This window comes from Apibacter sp. B2966 (genome assembly GCF_011082485.1).
In the GTDB taxonomy this organism is placed as follows: domain Bacteria; phylum Bacteroidota; class Bacteroidia; order Flavobacteriales; family Weeksellaceae; genus Apibacter.
The window spans coordinates 1,094,212-1,113,096 of sequence record NZ_CP049714.1; the positions used below are offsets into that span (position 1 = coordinate 1,094,212).

General features: G+C 28.6%; 15 protein-coding genes and 1 tRNA gene. 8 read left to right on the forward strand and 8 right to left on the reverse strand.

Going from position 1 to position 18,885, the window contains the following annotated elements; all coding sequences use genetic code 11:
- The first annotated feature begins 143 nt into the window (after window positions 1-143).
- The 5 genes from hemH (at window position 144) to G8C43_RS04750 (ending at window position 4,523) form a co-directional block, all read left to right on the forward strand.
- Window positions 144-1,160 (forward strand): ferrochelatase, encoded by a 1,017-nt coding sequence (gene hemH / locus G8C43_RS04730; RefSeq protein WP_166004475.1) that lies wholly within the window; start codon window positions 144-146, stop codon window positions 1,158-1,160.
- A 71-nt stretch (window positions 1,161-1,231) separates the two neighbouring features.
- Entirely contained in the window at window positions 1,232-2,107 is an 876-nt protein-coding gene (locus G8C43_RS04735) for a lysophospholipid acyltransferase family protein (protein ID WP_166004477.1), read from the forward strand.
- A complete protein-coding gene (locus G8C43_RS04740; RefSeq protein ID WP_166004479.1) occupies window positions 2,071-3,087 on the forward strand; it encodes a glycosyltransferase family 2 protein in 1,017 nt (338 codons plus the stop codon). The genes G8C43_RS04735 and G8C43_RS04740 overlap by 37 nt, the downstream gene beginning before the upstream one ends.
- Before the next feature lie 67 nt (window positions 3,088-3,154).
- Entirely contained in the window at window positions 3,155-4,369 is a 1,215-nt protein-coding gene (lysA, locus tag G8C43_RS04745; RefSeq protein WP_166004481.1) for a diaminopimelate decarboxylase, read from the forward strand.
- 69 nt (window positions 4,370-4,438) lie between these two features.
- Window positions 4,439-4,523: transfer RNA gene (locus G8C43_RS04750), tRNA-Ser, on the forward strand.
- A 463-nt stretch (window positions 4,524-4,986) separates the two neighbouring features.
- Here the strand turns inward: G8C43_RS04750 and G8C43_RS04755 are convergent.
- The 4 genes from G8C43_RS04755 to G8C43_RS04770 all read right to left on the reverse strand — a co-directional run bounded on the left by G8C43_RS04755 (window position 4,987) and on the right by G8C43_RS04770 (window position 10,171).
- Window positions 4,987-5,454 carry a hypothetical protein gene (locus tag G8C43_RS04755; RefSeq protein ID WP_166004483.1) on the reverse strand — a complete coding sequence of 156 codons (468 nt, stop codon included), beginning with the start codon at window positions 5,452-5,454 and terminating at the stop codon, window positions 4,987-4,989.
- Window positions 5,455-5,656: 202 nt separating this feature from the next.
- A complete protein-coding gene (locus tag G8C43_RS04760; RefSeq protein ID WP_160541843.1) occupies window positions 5,657-5,848 on the reverse strand; it encodes a hypothetical protein in 192 nt (63 codons plus the stop codon).
- Window positions 5,849-6,530: 682 nt separating this feature from the next.
- Window positions 6,531-8,390: a hypothetical protein gene (locus G8C43_RS04765; protein ID WP_166004485.1), complete on the reverse strand. Its 1,860-nt coding sequence runs from the start codon at window positions 8,388-8,390 to the stop codon at window positions 6,531-6,533.
- Window positions 8,391-8,953: 563 nt separating this feature from the next.
- Complete coding sequence (locus G8C43_RS04770; protein ID WP_166004487.1) at window positions 8,954-10,171, reverse strand: DUF6051 family protein; 1,218 nt, start codon at window positions 10,169-10,171, stop codon at window positions 8,954-8,956.
- A gap of 418 nt (window positions 10,172-10,589) precedes the next feature.
- On the opposite strand from G8C43_RS04770, the gene G8C43_RS04775 reads away from it, so the two are divergent.
- Window positions 10,590-11,534 (forward strand): 3-oxoacyl-ACP synthase III family protein, encoded by a 945-nt coding sequence (locus G8C43_RS04775; RefSeq protein WP_166004489.1) that lies wholly within the window; start codon window positions 10,590-10,592, stop codon window positions 11,532-11,534.
- Between the two features lie 555 nt (window positions 11,535-12,089).
- Here G8C43_RS04775 and G8C43_RS04780 read toward each other — a convergent pair.
- Window positions 12,090-12,638 carry a hypothetical protein gene (locus tag G8C43_RS04780; RefSeq protein ID WP_166004491.1) on the reverse strand — a complete coding sequence of 183 codons (549 nt, stop codon included), beginning with the start codon at window positions 12,636-12,638 and terminating at the stop codon, window positions 12,090-12,092.
- A 253-nt stretch (window positions 12,639-12,891) separates the two neighbouring features.
- Here G8C43_RS04780 and G8C43_RS04785 point away from each other — a divergent pair, with 253 nt between their 5' ends.
- A complete protein-coding gene (locus tag G8C43_RS04785; RefSeq protein WP_166004493.1) occupies window positions 12,892-14,412 on the forward strand; it encodes a lipopolysaccharide biosynthesis protein in 1,521 nt (506 codons plus the stop codon).
- A gap of 539 nt (window positions 14,413-14,951) precedes the next feature.
- Here the strand turns inward: G8C43_RS04785 and G8C43_RS04790 are convergent.
- Window positions 14,952-15,140, reverse strand: a complete 189-nt coding sequence (locus G8C43_RS04790; protein ID WP_166004495.1) for a hypothetical protein — start codon at window positions 15,138-15,140, stop codon at window positions 14,952-14,954.
- A 55-nt stretch (window positions 15,141-15,195) separates the two neighbouring features.
- On the opposite strand from G8C43_RS04790, the gene G8C43_RS04795 reads away from it, so the two are divergent.
- Window positions 15,196-16,527: an HTTM domain-containing protein gene (locus G8C43_RS04795; protein WP_166004497.1), complete on the forward strand. Its 1,332-nt coding sequence runs from the start codon at window positions 15,196-15,198 to the stop codon at window positions 16,525-16,527.
- 92 nt (window positions 16,528-16,619) lie between these two features.
- Here the strand turns inward: G8C43_RS04795 and G8C43_RS04800 are convergent, their stop codons facing one another.
- Both G8C43_RS04800 and G8C43_RS04805 read right to left on the reverse strand, forming a co-directional pair.
- A complete protein-coding gene (locus G8C43_RS04800) occupies window positions 16,620-17,567 on the reverse strand; it encodes a DMT family transporter (protein ID WP_160557048.1) in 948 nt (315 codons plus the stop codon).
- A gap of 124 nt (window positions 17,568-17,691) precedes the next feature.
- Window positions 17,692-18,882: a hypothetical protein gene (locus G8C43_RS04805; RefSeq protein WP_160541835.1), complete on the reverse strand. Its 1,191-nt coding sequence runs from the start codon at window positions 18,880-18,882 to the stop codon at window positions 17,692-17,694.
- Between the last annotated feature and the right edge of the window lie 3 nt (window positions 18,883-18,885).

The window sequence follows — 18,885 nt, forward strand, 5'->3', positions numbered from 1 at the left end:
TTTTAAAAAGTATATCATTCTATTTTTCTATTGTGTATTACGAATTAATTAATTATTTTATAATATAATCAGTTCTTATTATGAGAAAAAGAAATTTTTTACCAATAGATTCTTATTTTTGTAATTATATATACTAAAAAAAGATGAAAGGGATACTTTTGGTCAATCTGGGATCACCAAAAACTCCATCAGAACAAGATGTTCGAGTTTATTTGCGTGAGTTCCTAATGGACAAACGGGTAATTGATGCGCCGTGGTTAATTCGTAAATTCATTGTGGAATGCATGATCTTACCTAAAAGACCTAAAGAATCTGCTCATGCCTATCAAAATATTTGGTGGAAGGAAGGCTCTCCTTTAGTTGTAATTTCAAAAAGAATTACTCAACTATTGCAAAAAAAATTAAAACATCCTATCGCATTAGCGATGAGATATCAAGAACCCTCCATTCAAAATGGTCTGCTCGAATTAAAAAATCAAGGAGTTTCAGAAGTTTTGGTTATTCCATTATACCCTCAATATGCAATGAGCACAACTGAAACTGTAGTAGAAAAGACTAAAGAAATTCAAAAAAAGTATTACCCGGATATATCAATAAGCTTTCTACCTCCTTTTTATAATGATGAAGAATATTTAGAGGTTTTAAGCAATTCTATAAAAAAACAGCTGCCCGAATCCTACGATTTGATTTTATTCAGTTATCACGGACTTCCAGAACGTCATATTTACAAAACCGATCCGACTAAGCAGTGCCGAATTGACGATACTTGTTGTTTCGAAAAAGGATTGGCATCTCATCCCTACTGCTACCGACATCAATGCTATTACGTTACCGAAAAAGTTCGCCAAAAATTAGGTTTAGATACATCTAAAATCAGGCAAACTTTTCAATCCAGATTAGGCAGAGATCCCTGGCTAAAACCTTATACTGATAAAACTTTGGAATCTCTTCCTTCTGAAGGGGTATCTAAAATAGCGGTTGTGGCACCTGCTTTTGTATCCGATTGTCTTGAAACTTTGGAAGAACTTGCGATAACGGATAAAAAATTATTTATGGATTGCGGTGGCAAAGAATTTCATTATATAAAATGCCTGAATGAAGATGAGAATTGGATTAATTGGTTACAAGAAAAAATTAACAGTTTTTTATATCAATCTTAATCAATGGTTTATCCAATAGAAAATTTAAATTATAAAATTCTTTACTACTTTTGTTTTAATATTCAATTGTTTTGAAAAGGTTAATTAAGAATATATTACTTCAGATATCCAAAGTATCTTTTCCCGTTCTATATGGTATCTCAACATTTTTATATTTTATCATTTATTATATCATTGGTTATAGAAAAAAAATTGTCAGAAATAATCTCTTAATTGCTTTTCCTGATAAAACCAAGGAAGAAAGATTGAAAATTCAAAAACAGTTTTACAGAAATTTTATGGATTTTATGGTTGAACTGATTAAAACATTTTCGATGAAGGAGGAAGATTATGATGAGAGAATCAAATTTGTAAATTTGGAAGTTTCGCAACAATGCCATAAAGAAAAAAAAGATATCATTATGCTTATCGGACATATGTTCAATTGGGAGTGGTTAACAGGAATTTCCATGGATTTAAGTCAGAAGCATTCGTATGCTGTATATAAAAAAGTGGCAAATAATTTTTTTGATCAGGAAGTACATGAATCTCGCGCCAGGTTTGGAACTGTTCCTCTTTCGGTTAAAGAGGTGGTAAGATCCATGATTAAATTGCCTAATGACGGTTCTCATGTATTTTTGTTTGTTGCGGATCAAAGCCCATTTAAAAGTAGAATTCATTATGAATTAAATTTTTTTAATCGAATAACTCCCGCTTTTAATGGATATGATAAAATTGCTCGAAAAAAAGATTATGCGATTGTGTATGTTGATATGGTTAAGGTGAAAAGAGGAAAATATGAAGCTCATTTGAAACGTATTCTTCCTGATGGCGACCAATTCAGGGAAAACGAAATTGTCGAAAAATTTTACTCTGAATTAGAACAAAATATAAAATCCAATCCAAGTCTTTGGCTTTGGTCTCATAAAAGATGGAAATACACAAGCGGAATAGATTATCAACTTTAGCAATTGCTATACTTAACTATAACGGAATTGGCTGGTTTGAGAAATTTTTACAAAAGGTAATCGATTACAGTCCGGGCTCATCTATATATGTAATTGATAATGCCTCAACGGATGATTCTATATATTACTTGCAAAAAAATTTTCCGTCGGTAAAAATCATACAAAACAATAAAAATTATGGTTATGCGGGTGGATATAATGAAGGTTTAAAATTTATTTCGGAAGATATTTATTGTTTATTAAATTCTGATGTGCAAGTTACTGAAAACTGGACAGTACCCATTTTAAAATTATTTCAAGACAATTCGAATATTTCAGCTATTCAGCCTAAAATTAGAAGTTATAAGGAAAAAGATTATTTTGAATTTGCAGGAGCTGCAGGTGGTTTTATAGATAATTTAGGTTATCTGTTTTGTCGCGGTAGAGTTTTTTTCAGTCTCGAAAAAGATACGGGACAATATAATGACAACTGCGAAATATTTTGGGCAACCGGAGCTTGTTTATTTATAAGAAAGGTGGATTTTTGGGAAAATGAAGGATTCGATTCCGATTTTTTTGCTCATATGGAAGAGATTGATATTTGCTGGAGATTAAAAAATAAAGGTAAAATTATTTATTATTGTTCTGAGTCTACGGTATATCATGTGGGTGGTGGCACTTTGGATGTTTACAATCCTGAAAAGACTTATCTTAATTTCAGGAATAATCTTTTGATGCTTATTAAGAATTTACCGTCCGATCAAGTAGTATGGATTATTTTATTCCGCTTGTTATTAGATGGATTGGCCGGAATTAGATTTCTTTTTTCAAATGGTTGGAAACATTGTTGGGCCATCGTTCGGGCTCATTTTGCTGTTTATCGAATGTTGCCTAAATTTTTAAAAAAACGTAAAGCCGGAATTAAAAAATATTATAACAAAAAATACATTATATTTCAATACTTTGTTGAAAAAAGGAATACATACACGCGCTTAAAATAAATTCTTATTAATTTATTTAGCTATCTACTTTTTTATAACTTTACAAACTGTTTATATTTATAAAACTATGGAATTAGCAAGAATACAACAACTTGAAAATTTAGCCAAAGAATTTGGCACTCCTCTTTATGTTTATGATGCCGATATAATTAAAAATCAATATAACAGGCTAGTTAAAGCATTTAAAAGCGTTAAAAAAGTCAAGTTAAATTATGCGTGTAAAGCTAATACCAATCTTAATATTTTAAAATTCATTAAAAGTATTGGTTCCGGATTGGACACTGTATCCATACAAGAAGTTCAGTTGGGTTTAAGAGCCGGATTCGAACCAAAAGAAATTATTTACACTCCCAACGGGGTTTCTTTTCAAGAGATTAAACAAGCCGTTCAGTTAGGCGTTCGTATCAATATTGATAATCTTTCAATTTTAGAAACTTTTGGTCATGAAATAAAAAATTATCCTGTTTGCATTCGAATTAATCCTCACATCATGGCAGGCGGCAACACTAAAATTTCAACTGGCCATATTGATTCGAAATTTGGAATTTCCATTCATCAGCTTCCTCATGTTTTGCGAATCGTAAATAATACGGGAATCAAAGTGGAAGGAGTACACATGCACACAGGTTCCGATATTCTTGATGTGGAAGTTTTCCTTAAAGGAGCTGAAATACTTTTTAATGTAGCTAAGGAATTTCATGATCTAGATTATATTGATTTCGGAAGCGGATTTAAAGTTGCTTATAAGGAAGGAGATCATGAAACCGATATTAATTATTTGGGTAAAAAATTGGGAGAGCGTTTTAATGAGTTTCAAAAAACATATCCGCATGAATTGACCCTTATGTTTGAGCCGGGTAAATTTTTAGTTAGTCAATCCGGTTTTTTTATTGTTTCTGTAAATGTAATCAAGCAAACCACTTCAACTGTTTTTGCTGAAGTTGACAGCGGGTTTAATCATTTGATACGCCCTATGTTTTATAATGCTCACCATACCATAACTAATCTTTCCAATCCTGAAGGAAGACACCGATTTTATACTGTGGTAGGCTATATTTGTGAAACCGATACTTTTGGAACGAATCGAAAGATAAGCGAAATACACGAAGGTGATTTGCTTTGTTTCCAAAATGCAGGGGCTTATTGTTTCTCCATGTCCTCCAATTATAACTCAAGATTGAAACCTGCTGAGGTTTTATTAATAAACGGTAAACCTCACTTAATCAGACGAAGAGAAAATTTAGACGATTTATTAACTACTACGGAGGAAATTTCTTTTTAAAAAATTTGGAAAAAGAAAAAAGGTTTGTATATTTGCAACCGTTAAAAATAACCTACCTATAAGGTAGCCGGAGAGATGGCAGAGTGGTCGATTGCGGCGGTCTTGAAAACCGTTGACTGTAACAGGTCCGGGGGTTCGAATCCCTCTCTCTCCGCTAATAAACCCGCTTATATAGCGGGTTTTCTTGTATTTACGCGGTTTATAGCCCTTTTTTACGTTTTTTTACCTGTGCCATATTCTGCCATATTTTACCAATTTTTTGATACCTTTTTAAAGAAAGTATCAAATCTTTTGATACTTTTTGAATATAAAATAGATTTAACTCATATTAGTTACAATAAATGGCATTTACAGAGTTATATTTTCCTTTTAAAGCGCTAAAAACTATTTCTATCCATTTAGTAACACTATTAAAGTCAGTCATAAATCCTTAAATATATTAGCTTTATACTAGTAAGATTTTCAACCAAAAGTATATTATTATCTAAATTTTACGGGTTTATTTTACAATAAAATATATTTTTAAATAAATTATTTTAATGCATAAGATTATTCCATCATAAAACAATCGTTACATTAATTTTAAATGAAATTAAAAATATATACTATTGATATGTTTATTCTTGATTTTTCTTATTTATTTTCTTATTCAACAGTAGTCTTTTACATGTAAAACCTATTACAATAACTATTATAGATATAATTATTCCATAATTTGAGAATACATATTGTATATGTTCCCCTCGTTGTGAATTAACCTGTTTAACTTTAGTTTCTTTTATTGGTTTACTTTTTTCGACATATGCATAATCTGCCTCATAAATTTGATCAGCGGAGTCATTCGGATCATCGGGTTGATAACTTTCTTTGAATTTATTTTTTTTTCTTTTCAAATAATTGGTTAGCCCGGTAGCAGCAGCAAAGGCATCGTAATCAATTCCTGCTTTTTTACCTCCAATATATTTATAAACACGTTTATTATACTCCGGATCAGTTGAGATTTCTTTCCTAAATCTTTTTAAATCGTAACCTTTTTGGGGACCATTTAAATAAATGTATAAATCGAATATATATTTATCATTCATTTTATTTTCTTTGAATTGATAATTATTTAATTTAAAAAATCTCAATACATTTATATCTAAACTTATTTAATTCAAATTTTAAAATATAAAAATATTGAGATTTAAAAATCAAGTACCTTTTTTATAATTTTAGATTTGGAAATATCACAATAAAAATTTTCTTATTAATCTATTGATTTCTTATTTTTCCAATGTAAATATCTTAACGGTGTGACCAACAATAATAGCTTCCTTGTTGTGCACAATTTCGGCATTGGTACCCGTCTTTTTTTATTTTAATACATTGACCGTACTGGCAATTTCTTTCTTGTGATACCTTTTCTGAATTTGTAAATGAAGTTAGAAAGCTCACAGCTGTTAAAGTAAAAGATGTAATAATTAATAATTTTTTCATGATTATAGTTATTTAAGGACTTCAAACTCAAAAGTCAATTTTTTTAATAAAAATAAGCTGTGAGTTTGTAGTCTCTTAATTGCAATCTGAAAGAACCTAAAATAAATGAACAAGTATTTTTCCTCCATTGGATATTTGCCATCGTTTCTACTTATTATCATATATATTTAAATTTGGTAGAATTCAGATAACAAAATAAAAAGCTAACAGCTTAATCTTAACCTATAAACTTACTCAAAATTACAAATAAAATAAAATGTGTAATTATAATTACTTTTAATTAACTGAATAAATAATTAATTATTATCATCAAGTGAAATTTATTAAATAATAAATATAAATATTGATCTAACATATGTTAATATTATTAATATCACACATTATCGCACGATTCCTAGTGAACATCTATGGAAACATCAGATGTGATTAAAAACTACTCTTAAAATTGTTGAAATTGCAAACTTAGAATCAAAAGTAAAAGTACCCTAAAGAGTAATTATCTAATTTAAGAATTATATTAATTTTCTTTTAAATCAGAATTTCTTTCTAAATTTTAATTTTTTATTAAGTTTGAATACATAAAACTATTACAATAATTCAGTAACCTTTTACTAAAAATATTATTTTAGTTAATCAAACGGAAACTTAAAAAACTATAATGTTTTACATGGTTTCAAACAATTTATTTTCTCGACTGAGAATTAATTCCGTTGGTTTGAGCTGTTTCAATAGCCCAAGCAATTGCATTTGCGGTAAAAATTGAATTATATATAGTATGAATAGGCCCTCCTATATTAACATTTCCATAATTAGGCTTGGGTATTGGATAATAAGGATATGTATAATCGTTAATTGTAACTTTATCTATTAACATAGGATATTTATAAGAACTTGCATCATTTCCATTCATTTTATTAGGATAATTAGTAAGTGACGAATTAAATCCTCCATCTCCAACAAAGATTAAATTATATTTTTTATGTTTAAATGCAGAAATTCTTCCATCTTCAGTTCCTGAAAATATTTCAAGATCTTCTATAGGCAATGATTCTAAAACTGCTGTTTGACTAGTATCATCTCCCCATTTTTTTCCTCGTATGTCTCCAAAAGGACCATTTAAAACAGAACTATCCGCATCTGTAAAATCCCATACAATACCATTTCCTTTTTGATCAGTATACAATGAGCCTTTGATCGGCAAATCAGGATATAAAGCTTTAAAAAAACGTTCTACACGATTTTGATCTTCTATAAAAAGAAGCACAATCCCTTTTCTTTTAAGATACTCTACATAAATTGGAGCTGATTTAAGCGTGATTTCAGATGTTTGCCCGGTAATAAGTATATCCGGTGGATTATCCCCCAGCAACAAATTTTCTAACTCTGTTTCTTTGGGAGAATCTAATATATTTTTATTATCAATCCATCCTTTAAATTTAACTATACTGTTTGGTGAAGGACCAAAATTTTCGGAACTGTTTACCATTAAAGATAAATTACCACCATATGGACCGGTTGACAAAGCATTATATACTCCCGCACCGGTAGCATATAATTTCACATAATCATAATAATAAGTCATGGGTACCGATGCTGAACAACTGGTTGATAATTCACTGTTAGAATATATAGTTAACTCTTTGGGTGAATAACCTTCCGGAATTCCATATCCTTGCAGCTTTACCGTTTGAGTTATTATATTATTATTGTTCTGCTGATCTCCTTCTAATGTTAAATTTTCAGTCTTAAAACCAATACCATCAACAATATTTGTATATAAAGATAATGGAGCTCCAATGTTAATCGGATTAAAACTTATAGTTACTTCAATATAATTATTTGGCGATAATTGAGATCCACTTGTATAAGATCCCTTAACGGATATAGAAGAACAATCTAAATTATATGCCGATTTCATTACCCGCTGTTTTACAACGACATTAAATTTACATGAATTAACTTCATTTATTTCCTGAGTTGTTAAAGTAAATTCATCTCCTGAATTATTTTCAGGGGTAAAATCTATAGGAGTACCATATCCCGGAATTTCAATTGTGTAAGTCCCTGTTGAAAGAAATTCTCCTGATTTAGAAAAAAAATACCTGTTATCCGGAGAAGAAACAGCATTAATTGTATAGGGCCCCGGTTTAGTAACATGCACCGTTACAGCGATTTTATTTTCCGAGGTAAGAGCTTCATCGTTAACATAATTTCCTAATACTTTAATAGTGGAACAATCTATGCTGAAATCAGCACTTAACTTATTACCGCAAATACTAATCCATCTCGCTTCGATCTTATTCCAGTAATTAAAGCAGTTTTCAGTTGTATTAAATATCAACAAACCATTTTTGCTAACAGCGGTTTCAATAGAATCTCTTTGTTTCTGACTTAGTCTTGGTATTAAAATTCCCTTGTTATTTTCAGGGGAAGAGATATCTAACATCGTTTGTGGATCCGGAAATTCATTTCCAATTCCTACTTGCGCATTAAGTGTGTAAATAAATAATAAGAAAATAATCAAATAGTTAGGCTTGCTCATAATCAAATTTTAGTAGTTATAGTATTATTATTAATTGTATTTTTTAAAATTATAAAATTTTTCACAATTAATTAGCCTTTTATACATAAAATTTTGAAGATTTATTAAAATTCTTATATAAAAATTATAAATTATTAATTAGGTTCGTAAAAATTTTTACCCTTTACTTCTTGATAGCTAAAACGTTAAATATTTAAATAAGAACCATAAAATAATTTATGTAATTAAAATTTATAAAGAACAAAAAAGAACAAAAATGTGTAATTAATAATCAATAGACTATTTATCGATTATTTAAAATCGATGAATTTTTTTAAATCTACTCTATATAATATACCTATTAGATTTAGTCGGAAATTTTTTAAAACTTATCATCTATTGATTTCAATTTGCAGAATATATTATGTTTTTTTTAAGCATTATATGATTTAATATAAAAAATTCTAATTCTAATTTAGTATACATCAAGCTAAACCCGGATAAACTGCTACTAAATTTAAAATAGTTTGTATTTTTTATACCAAGTAAAAAGGATATTTTTAAACAGATGGAAGAACAATAATTTATTTTTCCATTAAGAAATTACAAATTTTATCAAATGTATAGGTAAAACATTCATCAACTTCATCTGAGATTTCTTTTCCACAAGGAAATGGGTCTTCGTGAATATATGTGTATGGATAATCCATTAATTCAATTTTTACAGGAATATCTCTAGCCGTTCCTTGCAATGTATTCATAATTTCGTATGAAGGGATCACTTCATCTTTAGCCAAAGTGATTACATAAAACTGATCGCTGATTTTTCTAAATGTTTCTTCCCTTTCTTTAATTAGGTTTTTATAACAAAGCATACTCCTGAAATTAGGCCCCTCCGGTTCAGTATACATATAGTGTCGAAGAATCTCGTCTCTTTTCATATGACTTTCCATATGTTCAACAATAAAGGAATATAACCCAACTCCGGCTTCACTATCCAAAATAAATTTGGAGACGGGTGTTAATCGGTTAAATACGGCACCTCCACAAAAAATGGCACATTTGGTATCTGAAAAATAACCGTTTCTGTTGCTCATTTTTAAAACTTCAGCTAAAAAAGCACCAATGGAATAGGCAAAAAAGTCAATTTTAGCATCTTTATCAATTGCCGGATGTAGATCTTCTTTAATATCTTCAACAAAATCTATAACATCGTAATAGGATTGTAAACCCGACCAAATAAACCGTTGAGGTTTATTATTTATACGTGTACTTATTGCTACATTTGAAAGGCTGGAACATATAAGTATGGGAATTCTTTTTTTTCGTTCCTCACTTACCCGATACATTTCTCTGGAATTACTCCACAACAAGGGAGCCCTATTCATATGAAATGCCATTGGAAATAAAACAATAGCTTTTCCGGTTTTTTCTGCTAAATAGGTTGCCCAGGGTAAATACTTACTCCAATACTTTTCATTAAACCCATGAAATAGAATAATTATTTCTTTTGCCTTTTTTTCTTTTTTAGGCATTATTATATGATAACGAAACTCAATATTCTCGGATATATCTGCATCTTTTTTATTAAGCATCTTTTGTATGACATCCGGATCAAGATCGTTAATTGGATTACTTAAGAACTCATAATCATCATTATTACCTAAACCACCTGGAAGTATAAATCGATAATTTGATTTAAATGAAAAGTTTCTAATAACCAAATTCTCGTCTATTTCAATTTCATCCGCTGTATAATTTTCAATTTTCTTTAAATAATTAAACAAGTCTAAATATTTCATTTATATGTTAAAATTTGTAGTTAGGTATTGACTCACAAATAATTATACTATTATTAGGTATTTTAGGCTACAATTATAATAATTTTTCCGAATATATATAGGATATAAACCCATATTTTTTCGCAATAATAAAGATAATTTAATCTTATTATTAAAAAAAATATTCGCATATGATTCAATATTTTCTTAAAAACAAAAAATACATTATAAATATAAATTTAACCAATTAGTTAAATTATAATCATTTTTTTTGAATTAATTTTACAAATAATTTGCAATGGCATAAAATTTGATGTTAAATTACCCTTAATAATATGTTAATATATGCGTTCTTTTAATAAAACTCAGCTAAATAAATTAAAAAATAACTTATTAGAAGACTATATTTGCAAAAATTTTAATAATTAAATATTTTAAAATGTTTATAAATTCTAAAGGATGTTATATACCTACTAAGAGAGTTACTAATAGTTATTTTGCAAAACTTAATGATTTATCAGAAGATTGGTATTTTAAGAGGACCGGGATTTTGACCCGAGCCAGAGCTTCAGAAGAAGAAACTATAGACTACATGAGCATTAAAGCCGTTGAAGATGGTGTTAAAAATTTGCCTTACGACATTAGTGAAGTAGATTTAATTGTATTTGCTTCTTATACACCCAATGATACGGTGGGGACTACTGCTCATATTATTCAAAAAGAGTTTAACATAAACAATGCCAAAGCTTTTTATATATCTTCTGCTTGTTCTTCTGCCATCAATGGTATGGAAATTATTAATTCTTTTTTTAAAAGCAAAATATCTTCAAAAGCATTATTAATAAGTGCTGATAGAAACTCCAGCTATTCAGATGACAAAGACATTCAATCCGGACATCTATGGGGGGATGCTGCCGTTGCTCTATTTTTTTCCTCAGAACCTATGCGTCCAAATGAAGCTGAAGTTTTAGATATTAATACACTTGGTCTTGGTAATATAGGCTATGGACCTAAAGCGGTTACTATGGAGCCTAAAAATGGTTTACATATGCCTTATGGTAAAGATGTATTTACTCAAGCGTGTATATATTTAACAAAGCTAACAGATGCTATAATCAAGAAAAATGGTTATACGATATCTGATCTAACTTATTTTATCGGTCATCAAGCAAATAAAAGAATTTTAAATAATGTATGTCATGAATTAGGGTTAGCTGAAAATAAATCGCTTACAAATGTGGAAGAATTAGGCAATACAGGGTGTGCAAGTGCCCCTTTGGTTTTTGCTCAGAATTATGATATTTTTAAAGAAGGTGATCTTGTATGTCTTTCCGTTTTTGGAGGCGGCTATTCTTGCGGTACATGCTTAATTAAATTTAATTAAAAACTAACTGATATTAATTTTAAGTTCTTACCATTTCAAATTTCATTGCTATAAGAATCATAAAATTTTAATATCTTGTTTATTCAGAATGTATTATAATACATTCTTAAAATTTTATTTTGCTAATTTTTAACTATACAAAATGTAAATTATTGTATAGCCGGGTATTGTTTTTTATAATTTTAAAGTGTTGTTCTTTATTAATAAACAGTTCTATGAATTCTAGTAAGAAATAATTTTAAAACACATATCTATTATAAACATAATGTAGTTTATAAATCCGTTTTAGAAACTTTTAGTAATCATGCTAAAAGATTTACAAAACTTATAGAGATATTTTTATAGATTTTAAATAATTATCTTTTGTTAACTACTTCATAAGTAAGATTAACTAATCATATGTATACTTTTATAAAAGACAGTTAACATTTATATGTGTATTTTCAATTAAATAGTATACTAATATTGATAAATTTTAAACAAGATCTTTATTGGACGATAATGCAAATATTTATTTTTAATAAAATTCTATGAAGCTAGTATAAATATTAATTTTTACTGTTTGGATTTTTCAAATGCTTCACAAATTACTTGATGAATTAAAGGCATATACTCAGCCATATGAGAAATGGCATGTAAATCATCCAACTCCAACACCTTTAATGACTCACCAAATACTTTTTTATAATATTCCGGATAAAGAACTTCATCATTTTTAGAGATAATAAGATGTATATTTTTGTTTAAAATATTTTCAGAAGTAGCCGAAAATATTTTTTCTTTCATTTCGGGAGGAATTCGTTTTTGATCTTTAATTTGTTCCGAAGAGAAAACAGGATTAGTCATAACATAATGAATATCTTTAAAGAAATTTACCAAATTCCAAGCAAGATTTGCCCCCATACTGTCTGCCATAATAATTTTATCTCCTTTATCTTCCTCGAAAATTTTAGCTTTTTCTTCTAAAAATTTGGGAATGTCCATAAATTCATCCCATTCCCAATATATAAGGCTAAATTCTTTACTATTGCGATAAAAATTTTGTAAGCAATTGAATTTTTTTCCTGAAGTTTGATATCCGTGAAGAAAATATATTTTTTTCATTTGTAAATTTAGCTTGTCTAGTAGCTATTTAGATAATTATATTTATATAGGCCTATGCAGTATCAATTGCGAACTTAATAATCTTATAAACCTCTCTGTTAGTTCATTATAAATTTCATTAAGCTTTTACCCTATTTTAAAATTGACATCTGTAAACCTAATCAAATTTATTAAATTTGTCAATAATATAAAATTAAAAATTATATTATTACATTTATCGTAACTGAAACAGAAATTATTTAAAAAGAACTCATTGTATAAGAAGTTATTTAGTCAGACATTAATATATGGATTAAGCAATGTTTTAGTCCGAGTATTTCCATTTATCCTTACTCCAATGTTAGTGCGAGCTTTCGGTCCGTCTAAATATTCAATATATGCTGATTTTTATTCAGCCGCGGGTATACTTTCTGTTTTACTTACCCACGGAATGGAAACTACTTTCTTTCGTTTTTTTCAAAAATTTAAAGACAACGAAAAAAGACAAAATGCAGTTTATTTTACTTCATTTTCCTCTGTTTGCATTGTTTCTCTCTTATTCTTAGTGTTTGGCATACTTGCCAGACACCCGTTAGCCTCAGCATTTAAACACCCTGATGAGGTAATTTTTTTAGTATGGTTTCTATTTATTCTTGCTGCTGATGCTATTTCAGCTGTTCCTTTTGCAAAACTCAGGATTCAAAACAGATCTTTATATTTTGCTTCTTTAAAAATACTGAATTCAGTAACCATGTTTTTTTCCACAATTATATTAATATTTTGGATTCCTAAACAAATTGAAAATGGTGGAATTGGCGCTGTTTTTTTTAGTAAGATTTACAATTTTGATTATGGAATAGGTTATGCTTTTGCTGCAAACTTATTTGCAAGTATTATTACATTCCTTGCTTTAATTCCTACCATGCTTGATGGCAAATATGCTTTTGAATTTTCTTTATGGAAAAAGATGTTAAAATATGCGTGGCCAATTACCATTGCCGGTCTAGCCGGGATTGTTAATGAAACCATGGATCGACAATTTATTAAATATCTCCTTCCGGAAGGTATTGCCGAAGTTCAAATGGGTATTTACAGCGCTGTATACAAAATTGCTACTTTTATAACGTTGTTTAAGACTGCTTACCTGTTGGGGGTTGAGCCTTTCTTTTTTTCTCACGCTGACGACAAAAATTCAGGAAAAACGTATGCTACTTTAATGAAGTATTATGCTATATTTAGTGCCTTCATTTTATTATTCTTAGTAGCCAACTTAGATTGGATCGGTCGTCTTTATATTAGAAACACCGACTACTGGAGCGGCTTCCAGGTTGTGCCTGTTTTATTAATAGGCTCTACGTTTCTGGGAATATATCTCAATTTATCCATTTGGTATAAATTATCTGACAATACTCATTATGGTGCTATTATATCAGGAATTGGCGCATTCATAACTGTTGTTTTAAATTTTATTGGATTGAAATATACAGACCTTGGCTATTGGGCGTGTGCGATTGCAACTTTTGTGTCATATTTAACCATGATGCTTATATCCTATTTTTGGGGACAAAAAGAATATCCTATACCCTACAATTACCGAAAACTGATTTTTTATATAGGCGGAAGTTCTTTGTTAAGCTTTATTGCCTATTATTGCAGCAATCGAATTGCCGTGAGAATTGGAGTTGGTAATATCTTATTTTTTATTTTCTTATACCTGACATTAAAAATTGAATATAAGGATGTCCAAATTTTTAGAAAAAAACTCGTACAACTAAAAAAACGCAAAAAGAACTAATTTTCAGTAGTATTTACTACATTCAATTTTTTTCTATCATAATAGATATCTTCGTTATTAAACATTTATCATTCTATAGCCTTACTATCTCTTACATATAATCAAGAACAAGCTTAATTGTTAATGATACTTTTTTAAAAGACAAACAATTTTAAAGTAAAAAATTCAATTTTATTATTTTATATCATTATGATTGATAATTAAAATTTTATAAAATAAATATATAATTTACATTTATTGTTTAACCGCTTGTTTAACGTACTTTAACCATAGAATATTTAAATAAATATATTTATTTATTCTATTAATTATAATAATTAAATATATAAATAAATATTTATAATAGCATATTAAAATAAATTTACTATATTTGCATTAATATTTATTTTATCTTATAATTATAATTTTGAGCATTCACAGATAGATATTCTTTCTATGCTGTGAAAACAAATAAAGCGGTCATTGTATGGCCGCTTTAAATTTTTAAAAAGTTTAATGCTGTACTCAATTGTAATAAATTATGTGTATTATAATAAGATCTAATCAAAATTAAATTTCCTTACCAGGTCATCAATGGTAAAAGTTAAATTTTTTCTTTGTACTAATAGTCTTACTTGATCATCAATATTTGGAAATTCAAAGGGAATTAATCCTAAATATGTTTTTCTTATTTTAAGAATCCATTCAGCAATAGAACTTATATCATTATTCAATTTACCCGAAATCATTTATTTTGAATTATTTTTTATTTATTATCTTTATTGTATAACAAATAAATATAGCATGGTACTATCAAGACAAAGTTTATTTCGCAAAATAGATAATTCACCATTGATTGTATTCCGTATACTATTTGGATTTTTGCTATTGGCGGAAACTTGGGGAGCAATTTTAACAGGTTGGGTAAACATCAATTTAATTACTCCTAAAGTCTTTTTCCCGTTTATTGGTTTTACATGGCTCCACCCTCTACCGGGATATGGTATGTATCTTTATTTTATTTGTTTAGGTATATTGGGACTTTTGGTTATGGTAGGTTATAGATATCGTTTAAGTCTTTTATGTTTTACTATATTATGGACGGCTCAATATTTAATGCAAAAAACAGCTTATAATAATCATTATTATTTTTTAATTCTAATATGTATTATTATGCTCTTTTTACCTGCGAATGCTTATTATTCTTTGGACTCAAGAAGAAATAAAAATATAAGATCTTTGACCATGCCTCAATGGTGCTCATTCGTTTTATTATTTCAAATATCCATTTTATATTTTTTTGCGTGTGTTGCTAAACTTTATCCTGATTGGTTAGATGGAACTTTTACGCGTTTATTATATTCCAATAAAACTAATATCCCTTTGATCGGCACATTTTTCACCCAAAAATGGTTTTATATTTCTATAGCTTATCTTGGAATTTTATTTGACGGATTGGTTGTTCCTTTAATGCTTTGGAAAAAAACCCGAACGTTAGCTTTTATTGCCTGTTTAATTTTTCATCTTGCTAATTCGTTTATTCTGAACGTAGGAATTTTCCCCTATTTTGCCTTAAGCTTTACCATTTTTTTCTATCCTCCGGAAACCATCCGTAAAATATTTTTCAAAAAGCGCCCAAATCTTTCTTTCGAAGAAAATAAATATGATTACTCTAATAAAAAAACGGTGTATTTTCTCTTAGTAATTTATTTCACTATTCAACTGATTTTACCTATACGTCATTATTTCATTAAAGGAAATGTATTTTGGACTGAAGAGGGGCATCGGTTAAGTTGGAGAATGATGCTGAGACAGCGTAATGGGTCAACACATTTTACTGTTATTGATAAAAAAACTAAAAAAATTCTGCCGTTTCGTATGCAGGATATATTTACTGATAAACAAATACTTAGAATCAATTGTTACCCTGACTTTATATGGCAAGCGGCTCAATATATAAAAGAGGATTTCAAATTGCGTCATAAAGATGTAGAAATTTATGCCGATACTCAAGTATCCGTAAATGCTCATCCCTATAAGAGGTTTATTGACCCAAAAATTGATTTAGCAGATGTAAGCTGGGATTATTTTAAACATTCCGATTGGATTCTTTTATATGATGATTACAGAAAATAGATTTTTTATTAAATTTAACAGATAAGTGATAAATTAAATTGATGCTGCTACTTGTATTGTTTAATATAGTAAGAATAAATTAAATCATATCATTACTTTTTTTGAGATACTATAATCCCAAAAACACCCATTATTATGAGGAGAATACCAACTAACATCATTGAGGAAAAGGGTTCTGAAAACACTACTACTCCTATAATAACAGCGGTAATGGGCTCAAATGCGCCTAAAACTGAGGTAAGAGTAGATCCTATTCTTCTAACCGCCTCAACTAAAGTTATAATTGATACTATGGTGGGAATTAAAGCTAATAATGTTATATTTAGAACACATGAAGTATCTTTTACCGGAAACCATTGAAAAGAACCAGTCAATAAACAGAATATAAGAAGATAAACCACGCCAATAACTTGAATATAAAAGGTATATCTAAGCACCGGCATATCTTTTACGGTTGATTTAACGGATAATACCAGAAAAAATGCATAAAATATTGCTGCTGAAAGAGCAAACACAATTCCTTTGAAATTGATGTGACCTATTCCTTCCCCCAAAGATAAAAGGGCAACACCAACAACAGCCAATAGTATTGATATAAAACCTTTAACGGAAATTTTTTCACGAAAAAAGATTCCCATAATGATGGTAACAAAAACAGGATATAAAAAATGGACGGTAGTGGTAACTCCTCCTCCTAAATACGTATAGGATAGAAAGAAAAAGAGTGAACAAGTATTGCAAAGTAAACTTAGAACTGTTAATGCTTTAAATTCTTTCAAGGAAACTGAAAAATGTACTTTTTTTATTTTCATCAGTATTGCGACAGCAATACATGCCAATAAAAATCGATAAAACAACACCGTATCAAAATTCAATCCTTTTTTCATTAAAGGAATGCTAAATAAAGGAATTAATCCATAGGTCATGGATGAAATAATTGCGCTCAATGATCCTTTAAAAAAGGATCCTTTTCCATATTTTCCAACCAGTGCTTTTGACTTTCTTGGTAAGCGTAATAATATATACCTTGCTGCCCTCATTTTTAGTGCAAAATTTGCTGCAAATGTATTTCTTATATTTCACAAAAAAAACTAGATTATTCAAAAAATAATCTAGTTTACATATGTTTTAATTTTTTTAGACTATCAAATGCCGATTAAATAATTATTCGACTAATGGACAAAGCATTGGATCGTATTTAGCATCAAAATTATCTGTTATCGTAAGTATTGATATATTCTCTTGACTTTTTGAATGATTATTATTTATTCCTATTAAAAATTTATTTTTTTCAATAGGTTTTAATATATCTAAACTTGTAAATTTATCTATGTCTAATTGCGTACTCCATAAAAATCTACCTTGATCATCAATTCTAAATAAGTATCCATAGCTTAAACCTCTAGTTCCGATTTTAAAAAATTTTCCTCCAATAATATATCCTCCATTTTCTGCTTCAATAAGTGTATTTACTATTTCATACAACTTTATTGATTTAGAATAGTAATCTCCTTTCATTAATCCATATATCTTACTAAAAACTAAATTCCCTTGTTCATCCCATTTAGTTATTCTATAATCAGAACTTGTTTCATATGTTTCATCACTTGCTATAATATAATTTCCAAATTTATCCTGAATAAGTATCTGATTATATCTTGACTTTGAAAAAATCTCGGGAGATAGTTCTTTTTCCCATGTTATACTACCTCCATCTTTAAATTTAACGAGGTAAAATTTATTATTTCCCTTATCATCTTTTCTGTTATCTAACAAAATAAATTGATTATCAATTGTCCTTATGAGATTAGTTATATTTTTTATTTTATATTGATCTTGAGAAATCTTCCATTGGATTTCTCCTGCATCTGACAATTTATAAAGCCATACTTTACCCCCTTCAAAACTTCCACTGACTATATAACCTCCATCGTCTGATGATATTAATTTTGATACTTCACCCACATTTTTTTCCCAAATTTTGTTTCCAAAATAGTCAACTTTAATCAATTGGGATCCATTGATCAGAATTAAAAAACCTGATTCACCTTCCGCAATGAATTGTCCGGATTGTTCAGACTTTCCATCTGATAAAAATTTTGTCCATAAAAGATCACCTTCTTTATCTAATTTCGTTATATAAACTGCTTTACATGGCATGAAAATAACCCCAGTCAAAGAATCTTTCAGATATAAATCTTTAGAATAGCCTGTAAACATAAAATTTCCATCCTTAGTTTTTATCATAGATGACATTTGATAAGTATTTAAAGTTTTTTTCAATTCCACAGTTGGATCTTGTGCAGACAGGGTTGCATAAATCAAAATTCCTATTAATATAATTATATTTTTCATTAT

Excerpts from the sequence above, each read along its gene's own strand:
- hemH (WP_166004475.1), top strand. The coding sequence starts at position 144 with ATGAAAGGGATACTTTTGGTCAATCTGGGATCACCAAAAACTCCATCA.
- G8C43_RS04740 (WP_166004479.1), top strand. The coding sequence starts at position 2,071 with ATGGAAATACACAAGCGGAATAGATTATCAACTTTAGCAATTGCTATA.
- lysA (WP_166004481.1), top strand. The coding sequence starts at position 3,155 with ATGGAATTAGCAAGAATACAACAACTTGAAAATTTAGCCAAAGAATTT.
- G8C43_RS04755 (WP_166004483.1), bottom strand. The coding sequence starts at position 5,454 with ATGAATGATAAATATATATTCGATTTATACATTTATTTAAATGGTCCC.
- G8C43_RS04760 (WP_160541843.1), bottom strand. The coding sequence starts at position 5,848 with ATGAAAAAATTATTAATTATTACATCTTTTACTTTAACAGCTGTGAGC.
- G8C43_RS04765 (WP_166004485.1), bottom strand. The coding sequence starts at position 8,390 with ATGAGCAAGCCTAACTATTTGATTATTTTCTTATTATTTATTTACACA.
- G8C43_RS04770 (WP_166004487.1), bottom strand. The coding sequence starts at position 10,171 with ATGAAATATTTAGACTTGTTTAATTATTTAAAGAAAATTGAAAATTAT.
- G8C43_RS04775 (WP_166004489.1), top strand. The coding sequence starts at position 10,590 with ATGTTTATAAATTCTAAAGGATGTTATATACCTACTAAGAGAGTTACT.
- G8C43_RS04780 (WP_166004491.1), bottom strand. The coding sequence starts at position 12,638 with ATGAAAAAAATATATTTTCTTCACGGATATCAAACTTCAGGAAAAAAA.
- G8C43_RS04790 (WP_166004495.1), bottom strand. The coding sequence starts at position 15,140 with ATGATTTCGGGTAAATTGAATAATGATATAAGTTCTATTGCTGAATGG.
- G8C43_RS04795 (WP_166004497.1), top strand. The coding sequence starts at position 15,196 with ATGGTACTATCAAGACAAAGTTTATTTCGCAAAATAGATAATTCACCA.
- G8C43_RS04800 (WP_160557048.1), bottom strand. The coding sequence starts at position 17,567 with ATGAGGGCAGCAAGGTATATATTATTACGCTTACCAAGAAAGTCAAAA.
- G8C43_RS04805 (WP_160541835.1), bottom strand. The coding sequence starts at position 18,882 with ATGAAAAATATAATTATATTAATAGGAATTTTGATTTATGCAACCCTG.